The 18,711-nt window shown below is 71.0% G+C and carries 19 protein-coding genes and 1 pseudogene; 6 read left to right on the top strand and 14 right to left on the bottom strand.

Features of this window, described 5'->3' with window-relative positions; all coding sequences use genetic code 11:
• Positions 1–49: 49 nt before the first annotated feature.
• Together JW592_RS09120 and JW592_RS09115 are read right to left on the bottom strand one after the other, a co-directional pair.
• Complete coding sequence (locus JW592_RS09120; protein WP_229375473.1) at positions 50–1,099, bottom strand: SigB/SigF/SigG family RNA polymerase sigma factor; 1,050 nt, start codon at positions 1,097–1,099, stop codon at positions 50–52.
• Positions 1,100–1,663: 564 nt separating this feature from the next.
• The gene (locus tag JW592_RS09115) at positions 1,664–1,894 is read right to left on the bottom strand and encodes a DUF6480 family protein (RefSeq protein WP_209264433.1); all 231 of its coding nucleotides are present in this window, start codon (positions 1,892–1,894) and stop codon (positions 1,664–1,666) included.
• A gap of 101 nt (positions 1,895–1,995) precedes the next feature.
• Here JW592_RS09115 and JW592_RS09110 point away from each other — a divergent pair, with 101 nt between their 5' ends.
• Together JW592_RS09110 and JW592_RS09105 are read left to right on the top strand one after the other, a co-directional pair.
• A complete protein-coding gene (locus JW592_RS09110; RefSeq protein ID WP_209264432.1) occupies positions 1,996–2,766 on the top strand; it encodes an IclR family transcriptional regulator in 771 nt (256 codons plus the stop codon).
• Positions 2,766–3,611 (top strand): SMP-30/gluconolactonase/LRE family protein, encoded by an 846-nt coding sequence (locus tag JW592_RS09105; RefSeq protein WP_209264431.1) that lies wholly within the window; start codon positions 2,766–2,768, stop codon positions 3,609–3,611. The genes JW592_RS09110 and JW592_RS09105 overlap by 1 nt, the downstream gene beginning before the upstream one ends.
• Positions 3,612–3,683: 72 nt before the next feature.
• Here the strand turns inward: JW592_RS09105 and mmsB are convergent, their stop codons facing one another.
• The 12 genes from mmsB to JW592_RS09045 all read right to left on the bottom strand — a co-directional run bounded on the left by mmsB (position 3,684) and on the right by JW592_RS09045 (position 14,738).
• Positions 3,684–4,931: a multiple monosaccharide ABC transporter permease gene (mmsB, locus tag JW592_RS09100; RefSeq protein WP_307805350.1), complete on the bottom strand. Its 1,248-nt coding sequence runs from the start codon at positions 4,929–4,931 to the stop codon at positions 3,684–3,686.
• An 8-nt stretch (positions 4,932–4,939) separates the two neighbouring features.
• Positions 4,940–6,532 (bottom strand): multiple monosaccharide ABC transporter ATP-binding protein, encoded by a 1,593-nt coding sequence (gene mmsA / locus JW592_RS09095; protein WP_443742755.1) that lies wholly within the window; start codon positions 6,530–6,532, stop codon positions 4,940–4,942.
• Positions 6,529–7,653, bottom strand: a complete 1,125-nt coding sequence (gene chvE / locus JW592_RS09090) for a multiple monosaccharide ABC transporter substrate-binding protein (protein WP_209264430.1) — start codon at positions 7,651–7,653, stop codon at positions 6,529–6,531. The genes mmsA and chvE overlap by 4 nt, the downstream gene beginning before the upstream one ends.
• A 1-nt stretch (position 7,654) precedes the next feature.
• Positions 7,655–8,572 (bottom strand): hypothetical protein, encoded by a 918-nt coding sequence (locus JW592_RS09085; protein ID WP_229375555.1) that lies wholly within the window; start codon positions 8,570–8,572, stop codon positions 7,655–7,657.
• A gap of 103 nt (positions 8,573–8,675) precedes the next feature.
• Complete coding sequence (locus tag JW592_RS09080; RefSeq protein ID WP_307805349.1) at positions 8,676–9,701, bottom strand: zinc-dependent alcohol dehydrogenase; 1,026 nt, start codon at positions 9,699–9,701, stop codon at positions 8,676–8,678.
• The gene (locus JW592_RS09075) at positions 9,698–10,864 is read right to left on the bottom strand and encodes a mandelate racemase/muconate lactonizing enzyme family protein (RefSeq protein ID WP_209264427.1); all 1,167 of its coding nucleotides are present in this window, start codon (positions 10,862–10,864) and stop codon (positions 9,698–9,700) included. Before JW592_RS09075 ends, JW592_RS09080 begins: the two co-directional genes overlap by 4 nt.
• A gap of 290 nt (positions 10,865–11,154) precedes the next feature.
• On the bottom strand, positions 11,155–11,550 hold the full coding sequence (locus JW592_RS09070) for a DUF2795 domain-containing protein (protein WP_209264426.1): 396 nt from the start codon (positions 11,548–11,550) through the stop codon (positions 11,155–11,157).
• A 10-nt stretch (positions 11,551–11,560) separates the two neighbouring features.
• On the bottom strand, positions 11,561–12,286 hold the full coding sequence (locus JW592_RS09065) for a VOC family protein (RefSeq protein ID WP_307805348.1): 726 nt from the start codon (positions 12,284–12,286) through the stop codon (positions 11,561–11,563).
• Positions 12,287–12,478: 192 nt separating this feature from the next.
• Positions 12,479–13,294 (bottom strand): SAM-dependent methyltransferase, encoded by an 816-nt coding sequence (locus JW592_RS09060; RefSeq protein ID WP_209264424.1) that lies wholly within the window; start codon positions 13,292–13,294, stop codon positions 12,479–12,481.
• 40 nt (positions 13,295–13,334) lie between these two features.
• On the bottom strand, positions 13,335–14,117 hold the full coding sequence (locus JW592_RS09055) for an MBL fold metallo-hydrolase (RefSeq protein ID WP_209264423.1): 783 nt from the start codon (positions 14,115–14,117) through the stop codon (positions 13,335–13,337).
• A 76-nt stretch (positions 14,118–14,193) separates the two neighbouring features.
• Positions 14,194–14,364, bottom strand: coding sequence for a hypothetical protein (locus tag JW592_RS09050; RefSeq protein WP_209264422.1), 171 nt, complete (start codon positions 14,362–14,364; stop codon positions 14,194–14,196).
• Between the two features lie 17 nt (positions 14,365–14,381).
• Entirely contained in the window at positions 14,382–14,738 is a 357-nt protein-coding gene (locus tag JW592_RS09045; RefSeq protein ID WP_209264554.1) for a PRC-barrel domain-containing protein, read from the bottom strand.
• Positions 14,739–15,130: 392 nt separating this feature from the next.
• Here JW592_RS09045 and JW592_RS09040 point away from each other — a divergent pair, with 392 nt between their 5' ends.
• The 4 genes and pseudogenes from JW592_RS09040 to JW592_RS09025 all read left to right on the top strand — a co-directional run bounded on the left by JW592_RS09040 (position 15,131) and on the right by JW592_RS09025 (position 18,666).
• Positions 15,131–15,502: a hypothetical protein gene (locus JW592_RS09040; RefSeq protein WP_209264421.1), complete on the top strand. Its 372-nt coding sequence runs from the start codon at positions 15,131–15,133 to the stop codon at positions 15,500–15,502.
• 214 nt (positions 15,503–15,716) lie between these two features.
• Complete coding sequence (locus JW592_RS09035) at positions 15,717–16,337, top strand: carbonic anhydrase (protein WP_209264420.1); 621 nt, start codon at positions 15,717–15,719, stop codon at positions 16,335–16,337.
• 11 nt (positions 16,338–16,348) lie between these two features.
• Positions 16,349–17,854, top strand: a complete 1,506-nt coding sequence (locus tag JW592_RS09030; protein WP_209264419.1) for a SulP family inorganic anion transporter — start codon at positions 16,349–16,351, stop codon at positions 17,852–17,854.
• 4 nt (positions 17,855–17,858) lie between these two features.
• A pseudogene (locus tag JW592_RS09025) lies at positions 17,859–18,666 on the top strand (SDR family NAD(P)-dependent oxidoreductase).
• The last annotated feature ends 45 nt before the right edge of the window (positions 18,667–18,711 follow it).

Below are 18,711 nucleotides of genomic sequence, written 5' to 3'. Positions count from 1 at the left end.
TACCCGGCACGGGGGGCTGCGAGGCGCAGGACGCGGCAGAGCAACGGTTTCAGGCCGCAGCACGCGGCGGCTTGGCAGGAGCCTCCTCGTCGCGTTCCTCCTCGATCTCCTCGCGTACCCGGCGGCACGCCGCCGCCAGCAGGCGGGAGACGTGCATCTGGGAGACGCCCAGCCGACTGGCTATCTGCGACTGGGTGAGCTCGCGGAAGAAGCGCAGGTAGAGCAGGCGCTGCTCCCGCTCGGGGAGCCGGCACAGACAGGACCGGACGGCTTCGCGGTCGACCACGTGGTCGTAGCCGTTCTCGTCGGAGCTGAGGGTGTCCATCAGACAGATGGCTCCGTCCGAGGTACCGTCCCCTCCTCCGCCTGCCTCGGAGGAGACAGGCGCGTCCAGGGAGAGGGAGTTGAAGCACTGGAGGGCTTCCATGCCGGTGAGGGTGTCCTCCTCGGAGAGACCACTGTGCGCTGCCAGTTCGGCGACGGTGGGTGACCGTCCCGAGGAGGTCAGCTCCAGCTCCCGCATGCTCGCGCGGACGCGGTTGCGCAGGTCCTGTACGCGGCGCGGGACGTGGATCTCCCACATGTTGTCCCGGAAGTGCCGCTTGAGCTCGCCGTAGATCGTGGGGATGGCGAAGGTCTCGAAGGCGTTGCCCCGGGCCGGGTCGTAGCGCTCCACCGACTTGACCAGCGCGAGCGCGGCGACCTGCTCCAGGTCCTCCAGCGACTCGCCCCGGTTGCGGAATTTGCGCGCCAGCCGGTGTGCCATCGGCAGCCACGCCGTGACCACGCAGTCCTGGAGCCGCTGCCGCTCGGGGCAGCCTTCGGGCAGCTTCACCAACTCGGCGAAGTCGGCTGCGGTATCGGGTGCGTCGTGGTGGGTACGCCGAGGGGCGTGGGACGCGGTGGTGGTCCCCTCCGTGGCGGCCGCGGCGCTTGCAGCGTCCACGGTTGCACCGTCAACGGTTTCCGTGTCGTCCACGGTCTCCGTGTCGTCCGTGGCGCATGGGGTGTCCGCGGCGCCAGGGGCGTCCGTGCCCTCGGCCGGAATGGCGGGGATGGTGCCGTTCTCGGTGGTGCGGAACCGCGTGGTGGTGTTCATGGGCTGCTCACTCCACGTCTCACATGGGTGCCGTGCAAGACAGGCGAGAAGCGATCCCCCAGTCCGCTTCCGGACAGGATTCAAAGGTGGTGCCGCCGGGTCCCCAGCGGCCCGATTTCACCGTGACACAAACCACGCCGCGCGGCATCTTCGCAGGTCATGTCCGTTTGCGAGGGGTGACCAGATGGCCGACTCCCCGTAGTCGCAGCGCCGGTGGGCGGCGTTTGCCACTGATCGGGAACGGGCACCCGGACCTTCTGCACGGCGGCCTCCCCCAGCCGCCGCCGCTGCGATGTGTGGTGGCCGCTGAGGAGGAACGTGATGAGGGTGCGACCGGGTGCGCCGTGCTGGGTCAGTCTGACGGCTCGGCGCCGGGGGAGGTCGCCGAGGGGCGCCGGGTCACGCTGTACGACCCCCACGGAGCCCTGTTCACCGTCGTCGCGGCGTGAGGCCCCAGGCGGCGGCCCGAGGCCCAGGCGGCGGCGTACCGCACCCTGGGCAGCGTTCAGCCCCCTGGCGCGTGAGGCGCCCGGGAGCCTCCCCGTGGGGCAGTCGCGCAGGCTACTACTGCAGGCCGACGAGGTAGCCCACGAAGAAGACGAGCATGGCCGCGACAACGAGCCCGATCAAGATGAGCGGCACCACGCTCCAGCCCTTGGTCGGGTTGTGCGTCTCGCGCGGGCCGGCTTCGGACAGACCGCCCTCGCCGGGCGGCGTCTCGCCGGGCGGGACCCCGCCGCCCTTCTCCAGGCCGGTGGTCTGCTCCGGGTCAGGGTCAGGATTGGCGTACCTCATGCCCTCCGGGTGGACCCCGACGCACCCTCGTACACCTGGGTCACCGAAGCTAGACTGTTCGGAGCTTCGATCGCTTGTTGATATCTCGAACAGGAGGCACCATGGGACGGCTCGTGCCCGCTGTGACCCGGGCGCTCGACATTCTGGAGCTGTTCCTGGAAGGGGACGGCACACTCTCGGCACCCGACATCGTGCGCAGGCTGCGCCTCCCCAGGACCACGGTGCACGAGCTGGTCGGCACCCTGGCCGCCCGCTCCTACCTCGTGCCCGTCCCGGGCAGGGCCGGCCACTACCGGCTGGGAGTGCGCGCCTACCAGCTCGGCAGCCGCTACGCCGAGCAGCTCGACCTCGCGGCCGAAGGGCAGCAAGTGGCCCGCTCGGTGGCTGAGACCTGCGAGGAGACGGTACATGTGGCGATCCTGGAGGACACCGACGTCATCTACGTCGCGAAGGTGGACTCCACCCAGGCCGTGCGCATGGTCTCGGCCGCCGGCCGGAGGCTGCCCGCGCACTGCACGGCGGTCGGCAAGATGCTGCTCGCCTCGCTGCCCGACGGCGAACTCGCCGCACGGCTGCCCGACAGTGCCGAGCTGCGGGCCATGACGCCCAACAGCATCACCGACGTGGCCAGGCTGCGCGAGGAGCTGGCCAGGACGGCCGAGCGCGGGTTCGCCGTCGAGGAGAGCGAGTCCAACCCCGACGTCAGCTGTGTGGCGGCGCCGGTACGGGACCGCTCGGGCCGGGTGGTGGCGGCCCTGTCCATCTCCGTACCGTTGATCCGGTGGAGCGAGGAACGCCGCGCCGAGCTGGCGGAGTTGGCACAGCGCGGCGCCGGACGGCTGTCCGAACGACTGGGCCACAGGGGGCTGTGATGAGGGTGGAGACGGCACTGCGCGCGTCCGCCGAGCTGGGTGAGGGGCCGACCTGGGACACCGCGGCCGGACGGCTGATCTGGGTGGACATCCTCGCCTCCCGGGTCCACACCTTCGGCCCTTCGACGGGCCACCGCACGCTGATGAGCACCGAGCAGCATGTGGGCGCCGCCAAGCCGCGCGCGGGTGGCGGAGTCGTCGTCAATCTGCGCGACGGTGTCGGGCTGTACGACGCGGACGGGCGCTTCTCCTGGCTGCGACGCGACCCGGTGCCGGGCCGCCGCGGCAACGACGCGGCGGTCGCTCCCGACGGCGCGCTGTGGGCGGGGACCGTGCGCTACGACGAGGCGGCCGGAGGCGGCGACCTCGTCCGGTACGCGCCGGACGGTACGGCGACCACCGTCCTCGACGACGTCACCGTCTCCAACGGCACCGGCTGGAGCCCGGACGGGACGCTGATGTACTACGTCGACACTCCTACGCGGCGTATCGATGTCTTCGACGTCCGCGACGACGGGTCGGCCACCGGCCGCAGGCCCCTGGCTCGGATCGATGAGGGCGCCGGCTTTCCGGACGGGCTGACCGTGGACGCGGACGGCTGCGTATGGGTGGCCCTGTGGGACGGCGGCGCCGTCCGCCGCTACACCCCTGAAGGGGCGCTGGACCGGGTCGTCACCCTGCCTGTCCGGCGCCCGACCGCCTGCGCCTTCGGCGGCACCGGCCTCCGCGACCTCTACATCACCTCGGCCCGCGTCGGCCTCCCGGCCCCCTCCCCGCAGGACGGCTCCCTCCTCGTCCTCCCAGAAGCGGGCCCCGGCCTGGCCCAGCCCCCCTTCGGAGGCTGACACCGGCCCAAGGGGCGGCCCTCCCCGGCTCTCACCGGGAGGGGCCGCCCCCGCAAGCGGAAGAACCGCCGGTCACCGACCGGCTTTACGCTTGTTCCAGACGTCGAACCCGACCGCGGCCAACAGCACCAGACCCTTGATGACCTGCTGGTAATCGGTGCCGATGCCGACCAGGGACATACCGTTGTTGAGGACACCCAGCACGAGGCCGCCGATGACGGCGCCCATCACTGTGCCGACGCCGCCGCTCATGGAGGCGCCACCGATGAACGAGGCGGCGATGGCCTCGAGTTCGAAGTTGAGGCCCGCCTGGGGGGTGCCGGCGTTGAGCCGCGCGGCGTAGACACAGCCGGCCAGCGCCGCGAGCACGCCCATGTTGACGAAGACGAGGAAGGTGACGCGCTGGTCCTTGACGCCGGACAGCTTGGCAGCCGCCTTGTTGCCGCCGAGCGCGTAGACGTGGCGGCCGACCACCGCGTTGCGCATCACATAGCCGAGGCCGAGCAGGAGTCCGGTCATCACCAGCATGACGACGGGTACGCCGTGGAAGCTGGCCAGGGTGAGGGTGAAGGCGACGACGGCCGCTGTGAGTGCCACGCACTTGGCGACCCACAGCCCGGTGGGCAGCACGTCGAGGTCGTAGGCCAGCTGCCGCTTGCGGTCGCGGCGCTCGCGCAGCAGCAGGAAGACGATGGCGACGAGGCCGATCACCAGCGTGGGGTTGTGGTATTGCGTGTAGGGGCCCATCTCGGGGATGAAGCCCTTGGCGAGGTTCTGGAAGCCGCTCGGGAAGGGCGAGAGGGACTGGCCCTCCAGCACGATCTGGGTCAGACCGCGGAAGAGCAGCATCCCGGCCAGCGTCACGATGAAGGACGGGATGCCGACGTAGGCGATGAAGAAGCCCTGCCACGCTCCGGCGACGGCGCCGATCAGCAGCGAGAGCGCCAGGGCCAGCACCCACGGCATATCGTGTTTGACCATCATCACGGCGGCCATCGCGCCGACGAACGCCACCAGCGAGCCGACCGAGAGGTCGATATGGCCGGCGATGATGACGATCATCATGCCCATGGCCAGGATGAGGATGTAGCCGTTCTGCTGGATCAGGTTGGAGACGTTGTTCGGCAGCAGCAGCGTGCCGTCCGTCCATATCTGGAACAGCACGATGATGAACACGAGCGCGGTGAGCATGCCGTACTGGCGCATATGGCCGCGCATGTTCTCCAGCAGCACGGCGCCCGCCGAGCGCGCGACGGCCTGCACGGGGGGCGGCGCGTCCTCGGGTGGGGTGGGTGAGGAGGGCTTGGTCGTGGTGGTCATGGCGGGCCTCAGCTTCTGTTCCGGGTCATGTGGCGCATCAGGACTTCCTGGGTGGCGTCCGCACGGTCGATCTCTGCGGTGAGGCGGCCCTCGGCCATGGTGTAGATGCGGTCGCACATCCCCAGCAGTTCGGGGAGTTCGGAGGAGATGAAGAGCACGGCCTTCCCCTGCGCGGCGAGTTTGTCGATGACGGTGTAGATCTCGTACTTGGCGCCCACGTCGATGCCCCGGGTCGGCTCGTCGAGGATGAGCACCTCGGGGTCGGCGTGGATCCACTTGCTGAGCACGACCTTCTGCTGGTTGCCGCCGGAGAGCCGGCCGGTCTGCTCGTGGACCGTGGGGGCCTTGATGTTCATGGACTTGCGGTAGCGCTCGGCGACGGAGCGCTCCTCGTGCTCGTCCACCACGCCGTGCCGCGCCATCCCGCTCAGCGAGGCCAGCGAGACGTTGCGGTTGATGGTGTCGAGCAGGTTGAGCCCGTACTGCTTGCGGTCCTCGGTGACGTAGGCGATGCCCGCGTCGATCGCCGCCGGCACCGTCCTGGTGCGCACCTCACGACCGCCGACCCGCACGGTTCCGGACTCGTAGCGCCCGTAGGAGCGGCCGAAGACGGACATGGCCAGCTCGGTCCGGCCGGCGCCCATCAGCCCGGCGATCCCTACGATCTCGCCCCTGCGCACCGTCAGCGAGGCGTCGTCGACGACCTTGCGCTGCTGGTCGACGGGGTGCCGCACCGTCCATCCGGCCACTTCCAGCGCGGTGGTGTGCTCGCCCTCGTAGGGGGTGCGGTCGGGGAAGCGGTGATCGAGGTCGCGGCCGACCATGCCGCGGATGATCCGGTCCTCCGACAGCTCGGGGGTGTCGCCGGGGTGTTCGCGCACGGTCAGCGTCTCGATGGTGCGGCCGTCGCGCAGGATGGTGAGGGTGTCGGCGATCCGGCGGACCTCGCCCAGCTTGTGGGAGATGACGATGCTGGCGATGCCCTGCTCGCGCAGTTCCAGGATGAGGTCGAGGAGGGTGGCGCTGTCCTCGTCGTTGAGCGCGGCCGTCGGCTCGTCCAGGATGAGCAGCTTCACCTCCTTCGACAGCGCCTTGGCGATCTCCACCAGTTGCTGCTTGCCGACGCCGATGTCGGCCACGGAGGTCTGCGGGTTCTCCCGCAGACCCACCCGCCGCAGCAGCTCGGTCGCCCGCCGCATGGTGGCGTTCCAGTCCACGAGGCCGCGGGCGCCGGAGCGCTGCTCGTTGCCGAGGAAGATGTTCTCGGCGATGGACAGGAACGGCACCAGCGCCAGCTCCTGGTGGATGATGACGATGCCGCGCTGCTCGCTGGCGCGGATGTCCTTGAAGGCGACCGGCTCCCCCTGGAAGAAGATCTCACCCTCGTAGCTGCCGTGCGGGTGGACTCCGCTGAGCACCTTCATCAGCGTCGACTTGCCCGCGCCGTTCTCACCGCAGACGGCGTGGATCTCACCGGGGCGCACCGTGAGGTTGACGTCGCTGAGCGCCTTGACGCCGGGGAAGGTCTTGGTGATGCCCCGCATCTCGAGGACCGGGCGCTCCTGCTCGGTGCGCTCGGCGCTGTCGACTGCCGGGCTCACTTGAGCTGCCCCTTGGTGAAGTAGCCCTCGTCGATGAGGAGCTGGGTGTTGGACTTGTCGACGGAGACGGGCTTGAGCAGGTAGGCGGGTACGACCTTCTTGCCGTTGTCGTAGTCGGTGGTGTTGTTGACCTCGACCTTCTTACCGGTCAGTACGGCGTCGCCCATCTGGACGGCCTGCTTGGCGAGCTTGCGGGTGTCCTTGAAGACGGTCTGGGTCTGCTGCCCGGCGATGATGGACTTGACCGAGGCCAACTCGGCGTCCTGGCCTGTGACGATGGGCAGCGGGTGGCGCTTGCCGCCGTAGCCGGCGCTCTTGAGCGCGGAGATGATGCCGATGGAGATGCCGTCGTAGGGCGAGAGGACCGCGTCCACGTCGGTGCTGCCGTAGTTCTTGCTGATCAGGTCGTCCATGCGCTTCTGCGCGGTGCCGCCGTCCCAGCGCAGCGTGGTGGCCTGGTTCATCTTCGTCTGCTTGCTGCGCACCACCAGCTGACCGGTCTTCATGAAGGGCTTGAGCTTCTTCATGGCGCCGTTCCAGAAGTACTTGGTGTTGTTGTCGTCCGGCGACCCGGCGAACAGCTCGATGTTGTAGTGCTTGTCCTCGGCAGCGTCGGCGTCCGGCTTCTTCAGCTCGAGCTTGTCGAGGATGTACTGGCCCTGGAGTTCGCCGACGCGCTCGTTGTCGAAGGACGCGTAGTAGTCGACGTTCTTGGTGCCGAGGATGAGCCGGTCGTAGGAGATGACCGGGATGTGCGCGTCGGCTGCCCGCTTGAGGACGTTGGTGAGGGCCGAGCCGTCGATGGCGGCGATGACCAGCAGCCGGTGACCCTTGGTGATCATGTTCTCGATCTGGGCGATCTGGTTCTCGACCTTGTCGTCCCCGTACTGGAGGTCGGTCTTGTACCCGGCCTTCCGGAACTGCTTGGCCATGTTCCTGCCGTCGGCTATCCACCGCTCGGACGACTTGGTGGGCATGGCCAGGCCGATGGTGCCGCCCTTGCCCTTGTCGGGCTGGTAGCGGCTGCCGCCGCGGGCCTCCTGACCGCAGGAGGCCAGCCCGGCGACGAGCGTGGTGGCCAGCACCGCCGACGCGGCGATGCGGCATCTGCGGGTGCGCATGTCAGTTCCCTCCAGGCTCGGTGTGCTCGAAGCGGTGCAGCGGGCCCGGCAGCCGGGAGCCGAGCGGGGACATACCGCCGTCGGCGCCGTGTCTGGCCAGCAGGTCCAGGGCGAGCCGGCCGCGGCGCACCCGCTCGCGCGCCGTGTCCAGCACGGTGTCGCGCATATGGCGGCCCGACGGGTAGATGCCGGGTGCCTTGGCCAGCCCGAACTTCAGGTAGAGCGGCGCTCCGCGGCGGATCAACTCGGCCAGCTCGTACATCCGCACATAGCCGCCGAGGTCGTCGGGCGCCTCGATGTACATGTCCATGGGCGCCCCGCTGACCCGCCTGATCTCGGTCAGGTGGTCGAGCGTCAGATCGCTGGGCACGTTCAGCGAGTCGGCGCCGAGCCGCTCGTAGACGGCGTAGGAGGCCGGGTTGACCGGCCCGATCAGCGCGGAGACCTTCAGCGTGGTGTCGGCGGGCAGGATGCCCGTGGCGCGGGCCCGGTGCAGGGTCCACAGCACGCCCTCGTCGGCGACGAGCAGGCAGCGGACCCCCAGTTCGGTGGCGCGCACCGCGTCCTCCACGCAGCCGGCGAGCGCGCTGTGGCCGCGGGCCCGCAGCCCGGCGCCGCCGGAGTCGGTACGGGTCGCCGCGCCGGTGTCCCAGGTGCCGCGCGGCCCGGTGAACAGGCACAGCTCGATGTCCCGTTCGGCACACGCCTCGACCATCTCGGTGATCTCGGCGTCGGTGAGCATCCAGACGCCGCTGCCCTGGCTGATGCGGTGCAGCGGTACGTCGAGCCGCGCGGACTCCTTCAGTACGACGGCCAGCGCCTCGGGTCCTTCGCAGGAGGGCACCTCGGTACGCCACAGGCCGCCGTCGGGGAAGGTGTGCGGGGAGGCGTCGGCGGGCTCGGGCCGGGGTACGGCCATCTCCAGCGCGCTGAGCGCGGGTTCGCCGGGGAGGCGAGGGGTGGTGCTGGTGGTCACGGGGCTCCTTCGGTACGGGGGCTGGGGCCTGGTGCCAGGCGGGTCTTCAGGGGTGCAGCAGCACCTTGCCGACGGCCGGATCGCCGTCGGCCACGAGCGCGACGGCCTTGTCGAACTCGGAGAGCGGCAGCCGGTGGGTGACCAGCGGCAGCGGATCCAGCAGCCCGCCGGCGAAGGTGCGCACCGCGTGTGCCCAGGCAGCGGGCGGGGCGCCGAAGACGGTGTCCACCCGCACCTGCCCCCAGACCAGCGCCGCCGGGTCGAGCTCGGCATCACCGGCCGGCGGGATACCGGTCAGCACCAGCCGTCCACCGCGGCGCAGCAGTCCGGCCGCCTGCCGCGCCGCACCGGGCACGCCCGCCGCCTCGACCACGGTGTCGTAGCCGCCGAGCCCCTCGGTCTCCCGGTGGTGGCGGTAGGCGGTGGCGCCGAACTCGGCGGCGAGCGCCGCGCGTCCGGTCCTGGCGCCGACCAGCAGCAGCTCGCCGGGCGAGCCCAGCCCCAGCAGCTGGACGGCGAGCATCCCCAGCGTGCCGTCACCGACGACGGCGACCCGGTCACCGGGCCTGACGCCGGCCCGGAGAGCGGCAGCGGCCACGCACGCCGCGGGCTCCAGCAGCGCGGCCGCCGTCAGGTCCGCGTCGTCGGGCAACGGGTGCAGCAGGCGGGCCGGGAGGGTGAGGGTGGGTGCCATGGCGCCCGGCTCGGTGAACCCGGTCTCCGCGTATCCGGCGGTGCACAGCGTGGTCTCGCCGACGTGGCAGCGCTCGCACACCTGGCAGTTGCGGAACCCCTCCCCCACCACCTTGCGCCCCACCAGCCCGCCGGGCACCCCCTCGCCGGTCTCCTCGACCGTGCCGGACCACTCGTGGCCCGGAGTGACGGGGTAGCGCGCGTACGGAGCCGGACGGTTGCCCTGGTACAACTCGCGGTCGCTGCCGCAGATCCCGGCCGCATGCACCCGCACCAGTGCCTCTCCCGGGCCGGGCGGGCGCGGGGTGTGCGGGAGGAGGCGGGCGGCGCCGGGCGCGTCCAGTACAACGGCCGGGCCCTCGCCCTGTGCGGCGTTCACCGGTCGCCGCCGTCGGGGTTGCGGGTCTCCCAGCCTTCGGCCCACAGGTCGAAACGGGCCCGCTGCTGGGGGAACTCGGCCGCCGCTTCGGTGTCCAGTTCGACGCCGAGCCCGGGCGCGTGGGAGAGGGTGAAGCAGCCGGTCTCCGGGTCGATCTGCGGCGCGCCCTTGACGACCTTCTTGATCTCGGCGTCGGCGAAGTCGTTGAAGTGCTCCAGCACCTTGAAGTTGGGCGTGGCGAAGCCCATCTGGAGACTGGCGGCGGTCAGCACCGAGCCGCCCACGTTGTGCGGGGCCACGAGCATGTAGTGGGTCTCCGCGGTGGCGGCCAGCTTGCGGGTCTCGGCGATCCCGCCGAGGTGGCCCAGGTCGGGCTGGATGATGTCGGCGGCCTGGCTCTCGAACAGCTCCCGGAACTCGATCCGGTCGTGGATGCGCTCGCCGGTCGCCACCGGCATGTCCACCTTCCCCGCGACCTTCGCGAGAGCCTTGAGGTTCTCCGGCGGCACCGGCTCCTCCAGCCAGGCGGGCCGGAACGGTGCCATCTCGTGGGCGAGGCGGACGGCGGTGGCGGGAGCGAAGCGGCCGTGCATCTCCAGCATCAACTCGGCGTCGGGGCCGATGGCGTCCCGTACCGCCTCGATGAGGGAGACCGCGTAGCGGGTGTCCTCGTGCGAGAGCTCCAGGTGGCCGGTGCCGAACGGGTCGATCTTCAGGGCGCGGTAGCCGCGCGCCATGACGCCCTTGGCTGCCTGGTGGTACGCCTCGGGGGTGCGCTCGGTGGTGTACCAGCCGTTGGCGTATGCCTTCACGGAGTCGGTGACGTTGCCGCCCAGCAGCTGCCATACGGGCACGCCCAGCGCCTTGCCCTTGATGTCCCAGCAGGCCATCTCCACACAGGCGATGCCGGACATCACGATCTCGCCGGCCCGGCCGTAGTCGCCGTACTTCATCCGGCGCACCAGGTCCTCGACGCGGAACGGGTCGGACCCGGCGATGTGGTTGGCCTCGGCCTCGCGCAGGTAGCCGAGCAGCGCGTCGGTGTGGCCCAGCATCCGGGTCTCTCCGACGCCGGTGAGTCCTTCGTCGGTGTGAACCTGGACGTAGGTCAGGTTCCGCCAGGGTGTCCCGACCACATGGGTGCTGATACCGGTGATGCGCACGAGAGCCGCTCCTGTGAAGTCGTTCGCTACGTTCGATATTTCGTCACGCGTTCGAAATAGCGATGCGACACTAAGGAGGGGCAAGGGGGGTGTCAATGGCGGCGACGCGCTTTTCTGTGCGAGTTTCTGGTCGGCGCTGATCGACCTTGTTGCCCGGTGTCAGGTATACCCAGAACTCCGGCGCCGTGCCCCGGCACCGGAGACCCGATTCACCGCCGCCTCCCCCTCAGGGGCGCGGGGAACTGCTCCCCTGAGGGCCCCTCCCCGCGAGGGGGAGGCAGGGGCACCCCTCAGCGGCGGCGGGTCTCGACGTGGAGGCCCATCGCTTCGACCAGCTCTTGCACATTGGTGAAGCGCGCATCCGCAGGAAGGCCCTGAGCCATCTCCACCAGGCGGTCCGGCGCGTGCTCCGCACGCAACGCGTCCAGCACCTCCTCGCGCCCGGTCGGGTACAGATGCCTGCCGAGGTACTGCGCGATCTCCGAGCGCAGCTCGACATCGCGCGGAGTCATCCCCTCGGGGGTGCCACCGCTGCGCAGGGACTGCGGGTCCCGGAAGGGCTCGGGCTGGTCCTCACCGGAGGGCTCCATCTCACGGGCTTCCTCGCGATTGGAGCGCAGGTCGCCGCGGAGCCGCTTCTTGGCCTCGTCGTCCTGGATCGGTCCGTTCTTGTCGTTCTCCTGCATGGTGTGCTCCTTAGGTGCTGAGCAGACAGAAGGAGGCGCCCTTGTGGTCGCGGAGCGTCGCCGACCGCCCCAGAGGTCCCTCCCGGGGCGGGGAGACGACTTCGCCGCCCTCCCGTTCCGCGACGCTCACCGCCGCGTCAAGATCGGGTACCCGGAAGTACGGCTCCCATCGCGGCCGGATACCCGGGTCGGGCGGCGACTCCAGCGCGCCGCCGCGCAACCCGGCCACCGGGTGGCCGTCCACCCGGACGACGATCTCGTCGTACTGCTCCTCATAGGTGACCCCGTGGCTGGGATCGTCCATCCAGCCGAAGATCTCGCCGTAGAACACCGCGGCGGCGAAGGCGTCGGCCGTGTGCAGCTGGAGCCACGCGGGTGCCGGGCCCGAGCCGACCCACCAGGAGGCGGGTCCGTCGCCCTGCCACAGTCCGAACGGCGCGCCCGACTGGTCGGCCGCGATGACGGCACGGCCGCCACCCTTTCTGAGCGGGCCCACCGCCACGGTCGCACTCCGCTCGGCGATCCGCTCGGCCACCAGGTCGGCGTCCTCGACGTGGAAGTACACCGTCCAGCGCTCGGCCTCGGGGCCCGCGCCAGCGGCCAGCTGGTTGATCCCGGCGACCGGCTGCCCTTCCACGGTGGCGATACGCGCGTCGGGGCCCGCGTCCGAGGAGACGAACGTCCAGCTCAGTACGGGTCCGTAGAACTCCTCGGCGGCCCGTTGATCGGGGGTCATCAGACTCACCCAGCAGGGCACTCCGCCGACCGAAGCCATGTGTCCGCCTTCCCACCGTGTGGCGACATCGTGCGTGCTCCACTCAGGGTACCTACCGGTGCTAAACAGGCATAACGGGCGGAGATCCCTGGGTGACACCAGGCCCCGGCGCCCAGGCCCGAGGGCCCAGGCCCCGAACCCCAGGGCTCACCCTCACCCGCGCTTGACCCCGATGCCCCCGTAGGCGTCCACGGCCGGGGCCTGCACCTCGCCGCCCTCGGGGCGCCACTCGGGGCAGGGCACGACCCCGGGTGCCACCAGCTCCAGCCCCTCGAAGAACGCCGCGATCTGCTCCGGCGACCGCAGGAAGTACTGCACCTCTCCCCCGGCGTTGTGCCGCCGCTGCGCCTTCAGCAGCTCCGCATTCGTGCTGGTGCCGTCGCACACCAGCAGATGACTGCCGGGCGCCAGCCCGGCCAGCAGCTTCCGGACGATGCCCCGGGCCTCGGCGTGGTCGGCCACATGCCCCAGGATGCCGCTGAGGATCAGCGCGACGGGACGTTCGAGGTCCAAGGTGGCGGCGGCCTGCTCGAGGATGGCCGCCGGCTGCCGCAGATCCGCGTGGAGGTAGGCGGTGAAGCCCTCGGGGTCGCTGGTCAGCAGCGCGTTCGCGTGCAGCAGCACCAGCGGGTCGTTGTCGACGTAGACGATCCGCGCACGGGGGTTCACCCGCTGTGCGACCTCGTGGGTGTTGTCGACGGTGGGCAGCCCCGTACCCACGTCGAGGAACTGGTCGACACCCGCCTCGTCGGCCAGCCAGCGGATGCCTCGGGAGAGGAAGAGCCGGAAGGAGCGGGCGTTCTCCACGATGCCGGGGAACGCCTTGCGGAACTGGTCGCCCGCCACCCGGTCGGCCTCGTAGTGGTCCTTGCCGCCGAGCCAGTAGTTCCAGATCCGCGCGGAGTGCGGCCGGTCGGGGTCGATCTCCTCCGGCCGCTCGCCGGGCGCTGCTGTCAGGTCGTCAGCCATGTGAACTCCAGGTGTGCGGGCCGGTGTTGACCCGCACAACTTAGACGCTGCCGCCGAGCACCCCACAGTGCCCCCCGAGTGCGGTCAGGTCGAGGACAAGACCTGGCGCAGCGGCACCGAGCGGCCCCTGCCATACTCGCGCGGCGGCTTCGTGAGCGGCGTGCGGATCGGTTCCCGGCCACAGATGGGTGAGGAGGAGCGCGGCGGCGCCCGCCTGGGCCGCGTACTGGCCCGCCAGGCGTGCTGTCAGCAGATACGGTGCGTCGGCGGTCGGCACTTGGTGGACGTAGGTGGCCTCCGACAGCAGCAGGTCGGCGCCGCGTGCCAGGTCGGGGATGTCGGGGCTGGGCCCGGTGTCGCCGGTGTAGGCGAGCACGGCGTCCGGGGTCGTCAGCCGCAGACCGGCGTTGGGCACGAAGTGCGGCAGCAGCCAGGTGTCGACCGCGAACGGACCGATCTCGAACTCGTCGCCGGGTCGGAACTCACACAGCCGGTAGGCCGCTCGCAGCATGCTCGGCTTGTCCAGCGCGAGGACGGCGTCGAGGGCGCCGTGCGGGGCGTGGACCGGCAGCGCGGGCGGCGGGGTGTCGCTCAGGCCCCTGGCGCGCAGCAGCGGGTTGAGGTCGGCGCAGTGGTCGGGATGGCCGTGGCTGACCAGCACGGCGTCGACCGCATCCGCCGTGCCGCTCGCGAGAAGCCGCGGCAGCGTGGCGTACCCGGGGTCGACCAGCAGCCGGAATCCCTCGTGTTCGACGAGGTAGCCGCTGCACGCCTGGTCGGCCGTGGGCCAGGCGCCGCAGCCGCCGAGAACAGTGAGTCGCACACGGCGGACCCTAGCGCGGGGCGACGGGGGCGAGCAGCCGCTTTTCCGGGCCTCTGCGGCAGCGCTTCGCCGACGGTCAGCGTGGTCGGCGGCGGGTGGCCTTGCCGGTGATCCGGTAGGCCGCGTAGAGGAAGGCGATCAGCGCGACGAAGATGCCGATGATCAGCAGATAGAAAAGCCCCTTGATGAGCGAGCCGAAGATCCCCAGCGCGAGCGCCACCAGGACCAGGAACAAGAACAGCGCCATGTCGGCCTCCCGGCTTCTCAGCGGCGCGCGAGGCGGCGCTCGCCGCCCGCGCCCGGGATGTACTCGATCTCGTAGTGCGCGAAGACGGAGGGCTCGTCCGAGGCGGGCAGCACATCGTCGGTCCCGATGGACGGAGCGCCCTTCACCAGGTTCTTGGGGTAGCGCACCTTCAGATATCCGGGCCCCACGCCGGCCCCCGCCAGCGGCACGAAGACGAGCCGGCGCCGGGTCGGCGCACCGACCGTCACGGTCGCGAAGGACGGCTGGTCGGTCGCGGTGTCCACGTACACGGACTCCAGCGAGCCGATCTTGCTGCCGCCCTCGTCCACCACGTCGTGCCCGCGCCACTCCCGGATGTCGTCCGGCTCGAACATCTCTTCCTCCACGTCGGGGAGCCCTGCACCCATGGTGGCACCGCCTCCCCCGCCCCTCGCGGAGGCGCCCCGGGGCCGTACAGGTGTTTGTCGCCGGTCGCAATCGCGTACTCGGGGTAGCGGTTGAGCTCTTCCCCAGGCTTGTTGCGGTGGCGTTTCCAGGGTCGGCATCGCGGGTCAGAGGCACACCTGTACGGATATCGGCCACCTGAGCGGACCTTTCGAGGGATCAATTCTCGCCGTTGCGGCGGAAAACAAGAGGCTGTAAGCAGAACTCCCCGTATCTCCCAAGCGAGTTCACCTCCCGTTCACCTTCGCCGTGCGGGTTCGTCACACTCTGTGGGTGAGGATGGAATCGGCCCAGCTCGGAGCCATCTATCGAGGGGAGGACGATGCGACGCTGCGTGACCGTCATCCGGACATGCGTCTCCGCCCTCGCCCTGCTCCTCTCCGTCCTGCTGACCGTCGACTGCGCCGAAGCGCGGCCCGCTCCGCCGGGCGGCACCGAGGTCGCCACCGGAACCGCCTCGGCCCCCGTGGCCGACGAGACCGAGCACGGTGCCGACGACTGTCATCCACGCCGCACCGTCCGCCACCAGCAGACGCCCCCGGCTCCCGGCGAGCGTCCGCTCTACGCCGGAGGCCGCCAGGCCCGGTCCCTCGCCGCGGACTTTCCGGCCGCGCTGCCCGGGAACGGCAGTGCCGGCATGCCGTGGCGCAGATCCGTAGAGGTTCCCGTACTGCACCAGGTGTTGCGGCACTGACATCGGCCGCGGCAGCCGCGTAACGGCGCGCCTGTCCGCGACCAGCCGGTACCGGCCCACGCTGCCGTGCCCGACTTCTCGCCGACTTCCGACCGCAGAGTCCGTACCGCGACCAAGCACACCGCGGAGTCCTCCCCCGGCTCCCCGGTGCCGCGGGGTCCGTACGCGACTCCGTACGCCGACTGCGTACGCACCTGAACGCAAGGTAACCCTGATGCGCTCTCTCATTCCTCACGCACGTGCCTTCTCCGCACGGATAGGCGACCGCACCGACGAACGCGAAAGCTACCGCCGGCTGGCCCAGGGCCAGTCACCGGAAGCCCTCTTCATCTCCTGCTCCGACTCCCGCGTACAGCCCGCCGTCTTCACCGGAGCCCGCCCCGGACAGCTGTTCGAGCTGCGTACCGCGGGCAACGCGGTGCCGCCCTACGGCGGGACCGACCGGCCGCACGGGGAGTCCGCGACCATCGAGTACGCCGTCCGGGTGCTGGAAGTGCCCGAGATCGTGGTGTGCGGGCACTCGCACTGCGGCGCTGTCGGCGCCCGGGTGCGCGACGAGGACCTGGCGGCCGTGCCCGCCGTACGCGGCTGGCTGACCACCCAGCTGCCGCCGCCCGGCGAACTGGCGCCCAGCGACGACGAACGCGGGCAGCCCGATGTGGCCGCCGCCGTGCAGCGCCACGTGCGGGCGCAGCTGGCACGGCTGCGGGAATACCCGTGCGTCGCCGAACGGGAAGCAGCCGGCCGACTGGGGCTGCGCGGCTGGTTCTACACGGTCGACACCGGACGGATTCTCGAACTCGACACGCGTTCCGGCGCGTTCCTCCCGCTCTGAGAGGTGGCGTCATGACGTACTCGAAAAACCTGCTGCGGGCGGACTTCACCGCCTCGCTCGTCGTCTTCCTCGTCGCGGTGCCGCTGTGCGTGGGCATCGCCGTCGCCTCCGGGGTACCGGCCGAACTCGGTCTGGTCACCGGCATCGTGGGCGGGCTGGTGACCGGCTTCCTGCCGGGCAGCAGCATCCAGGTCAGCGGCCCGGCCGCCGGGTTGACGGTACTGGTGTACGAGGCCGTGCAGACCTACGGCGTCAGCGCGCTCGGTGTCCTGGTGCTGCTGGCCGGGCTGCTGCAGCTGCTGATGGGCGCGCTGCGGCTCGGCCGCTGGTTCCGGGCGATCTCCGTATCGGTCGTCCAGGGCATGCTCGCCGGTATCGGCCTGGTGCTGATCGCCGGTCAGCTCTACTCGCTGGCCGACGCCAAGGCCCCCGGCAGCGGCCCGGAGAAGATCCTCGGTCTGGGCGGGCTGGTACTGGACACGGTGGGCGACAGCGCCGCGCTGACGGCGTTCGCCGTCGGCGCCGGGACGATCGCCGTGCTGCTGTTGTGGCCCAAGTGGTCCGCCGGGGCCCGGGTGCTGCCCGCGCCGCTGGCCGCCGTTCTGCTGGCCACCGCCGCTACGGCGGTCTTCGACCTGCCCATCGCACGCGTCGAGGTCAAGGGACTGCTGGACGCCGTACAGCCGCCGGGGCTGGGCGACTTCGGCAATCTGGCCTCGATCGGCATGCTGAGCACGGTGCTGGCCTTCACGCTGATCGCCTCCGCCGAGTCGCTGTTCAGCGCGGCCGCCGTCGACCGGCTGCACGACGGGCCGCGTACCGACTACGACAAGGAGCTGATGGCCCAGGGCGCGGGTAACACCGTGTGCGGGGTGCTGGGCGCGCTGCCCATGACGGCGGTCATCGTCCGCAGCTCGGCCAACGTGGCCGCCGGTGCGAAGACAAAGGTCTCCCGGGTGCTGCACGGCGTGTGGCTGCTGGTGTTCGCCGCCGCGATCCCCGGCGTACTGGGCATGATCCCGCTCTCCGCGCTGGCGGGCATCCTGGTCCACGCGGGCTGGAAACTGATCCCGCTGCGCGAGCTGGGCCCGATGTGGCGCCAGCACCGGGCCGAGGCGGTGGTGCTGGCCGTCACCGCGCTGGCCATCGTCCTCACCAACATGTTCGAGGGCGTGCTGCTCGGGCTGCTGATGGCGGTCGTCAAGACCGCCTGGGAGACCTCGCACATCCACGTGGAGACGGAGGACCCGGGCGAGGACCTGCCGCTGCGGGTCACCGTGCTGGGCAACGCCACGTTCCTGCGGCTCCCCAAGCTCCAGGACCAGTTGGACGCGCTCCCCGCCGGCCGCCGCGTCGAGCTGCGCCTGGAGAAGCTGCGGCACATGGACCACGCCTGCGGACTCGCCCTGTCCACCTGGGAGGAGCAGCACAACAAGATGGCCGACCAGACGGCGGAGCGGTCCCGGACAGCGGAACCCGCCGCGGCCGAGCGCGAGGGAGAGGACCTTCTGACATGATCGGATGATGCGATTCGACGGGTACGGGGCGCTGGTGACCGGCGCCGGACAAGGCATCGGGGCGGCCGTCGCACGCCGCCTCGCCGAGGAGGGCGCCCGGGTCCTGGTCACGGACCGGGACCCGGAGCGTGCGGCCCGGGCCGCCGCCGGTATCCGCGCCGACGGCGGCCGGGCCGAGTCCCACGGCTGCGACGTGACCGACGGCGCGGCCGTGCAGGCCGCGGTCGACCGCGCCGCCGAGGCGTTCGGCGGCCTGGAGGTCCTCGTCAACAACGCCTACGCCTGCCACCGCGACCCGGCCCGCTTCGAGGAGGGCGAAGAGGCACCCTGGTACGAGGACTTCGAGGTCTGCCTGCACGGTGCCGCACGGTGCGCCCGCGCTGCGCTGCCGCTGCTGACCCGGGCCCCGGGCCGGGGCGCCGTCGTCAACATCGGCTCGGTCAACGCCGAACAGCACTTCGGCAACCACGCCTACAGCGCCGCCAAGGCCGCGCTGGCCTCCCTCACCCGCACCCTGGCCGTCGAATCCGCACCGCGCGGGGTGCGGGTCAACCTGGTGGAGCCGGGCACGGTGCGCACCGACGTGTGGCGGGACCGGGCCCAGGTGCTGGAGGAGGTCCAGGCTCTCCCCAGACTCCGTCCGGGAGGTGCCCCCACCGCTGGGCCGGGTCGGCGAGCCGTCCGACATCGCCGCCGCCGTGGCCTTCCTGGCCTCCCGGGACGCCGCCTGGATCACCGGCGTCAGCCTTCCGGTGGACGGCGGACTGCTGGTCTCCAACCTGGCGATGAACCGCACGATGGCACAGCCGTGACCGCCTGAACCGCCGGTCGGTGCGGGGTGTGCGGTGGAGCCGGCG

The organism is Streptomyces spirodelae (genome assembly GCF_017676385.1).
GTDB classification, from domain to species: Bacteria; Actinomycetota; Actinomycetes; order Streptomycetales; family Streptomycetaceae; genus Streptomyces; species Streptomyces spirodelae.
The sequence above is the reverse complement of the archived record's forward strand: the minus strand, read 5'-3'. Positions and strand labels throughout refer to the sequence as shown.

What these genes read in the sequence shown, in the direction of transcription:
- JW592_RS09085 (WP_229375555.1), bottom strand. Translation starts at nt 8,572, where the DNA reads ATGGCCGTACCCCGGCCCGAGCCCGCCGACGCCTCCCCGCACACCTTC.
- JW592_RS09105 (WP_209264431.1), top strand. Translation starts at nt 2,766, where the DNA reads ATGAGGGTGGAGACGGCACTGCGCGCGTCCGCCGAGCTGGGTGAGGGG.
- JW592_RS09120 (WP_229375473.1), bottom strand. Translation starts at nt 1,099, where the DNA reads ATGAACACCACCACGCGGTTCCGCACCACCGAGAACGGCACCATCCCC.
- JW592_RS09040 (WP_209264421.1), top strand. Translation starts at nt 15,131, where the DNA reads ATGCGACGCTGCGTGACCGTCATCCGGACATGCGTCTCCGCCCTCGCC.
- JW592_RS09035 (WP_209264420.1), top strand. Translation starts at nt 15,717, where the DNA reads ATGCGCTCTCTCATTCCTCACGCACGTGCCTTCTCCGCACGGATAGGC.
- JW592_RS09115 (WP_209264433.1), bottom strand. Translation starts at nt 1,894, where the DNA reads ATGAGGTACGCCAATCCTGACCCTGACCCGGAGCAGACCACCGGCCTG.
- JW592_RS09070 (WP_209264426.1), bottom strand. Translation starts at nt 11,550, where the DNA reads ATGCAGGAGAACGACAAGAACGGACCGATCCAGGACGACGAGGCCAAG.
- JW592_RS09030 (WP_209264419.1), top strand. Translation starts at nt 16,349, where the DNA reads ATGACGTACTCGAAAAACCTGCTGCGGGCGGACTTCACCGCCTCGCTC.
- mmsB (WP_307805350.1), bottom strand. Translation starts at nt 4,931, where the DNA reads ATGACCACCACGACCAAGCCCTCCTCACCCACCCCACCCGAGGACGCG.
- JW592_RS09050 (WP_209264422.1), bottom strand. Translation starts at nt 14,364, where the DNA reads ATGGCGCTGTTCTTGTTCCTGGTCCTGGTGGCGCTCGCGCTGGGGATC.
- chvE (WP_209264430.1), bottom strand. Translation starts at nt 7,653, where the DNA reads ATGCGCACCCGCAGATGCCGCATCGCCGCGTCGGCGGTGCTGGCCACC.
- JW592_RS09065 (WP_307805348.1), bottom strand. Translation starts at nt 12,286, where the DNA reads ATGACCCCCGATCAACGGGCCGCCGAGGAGTTCTACGGACCCGTACTG.
- JW592_RS09045 (WP_209264554.1), bottom strand. Translation starts at nt 14,738, where the DNA reads ATGTTCGAGCCGGACGACATCCGGGAGTGGCGCGGGCACGACGTGGTG.
- JW592_RS09110 (WP_209264432.1), top strand. Translation starts at nt 1,996, where the DNA reads ATGGGACGGCTCGTGCCCGCTGTGACCCGGGCGCTCGACATTCTGGAG.
- JW592_RS09060 (WP_209264424.1), bottom strand. Translation starts at nt 13,294, where the DNA reads ATGGCTGACGACCTGACAGCAGCGCCCGGCGAGCGGCCGGAGGAGATC.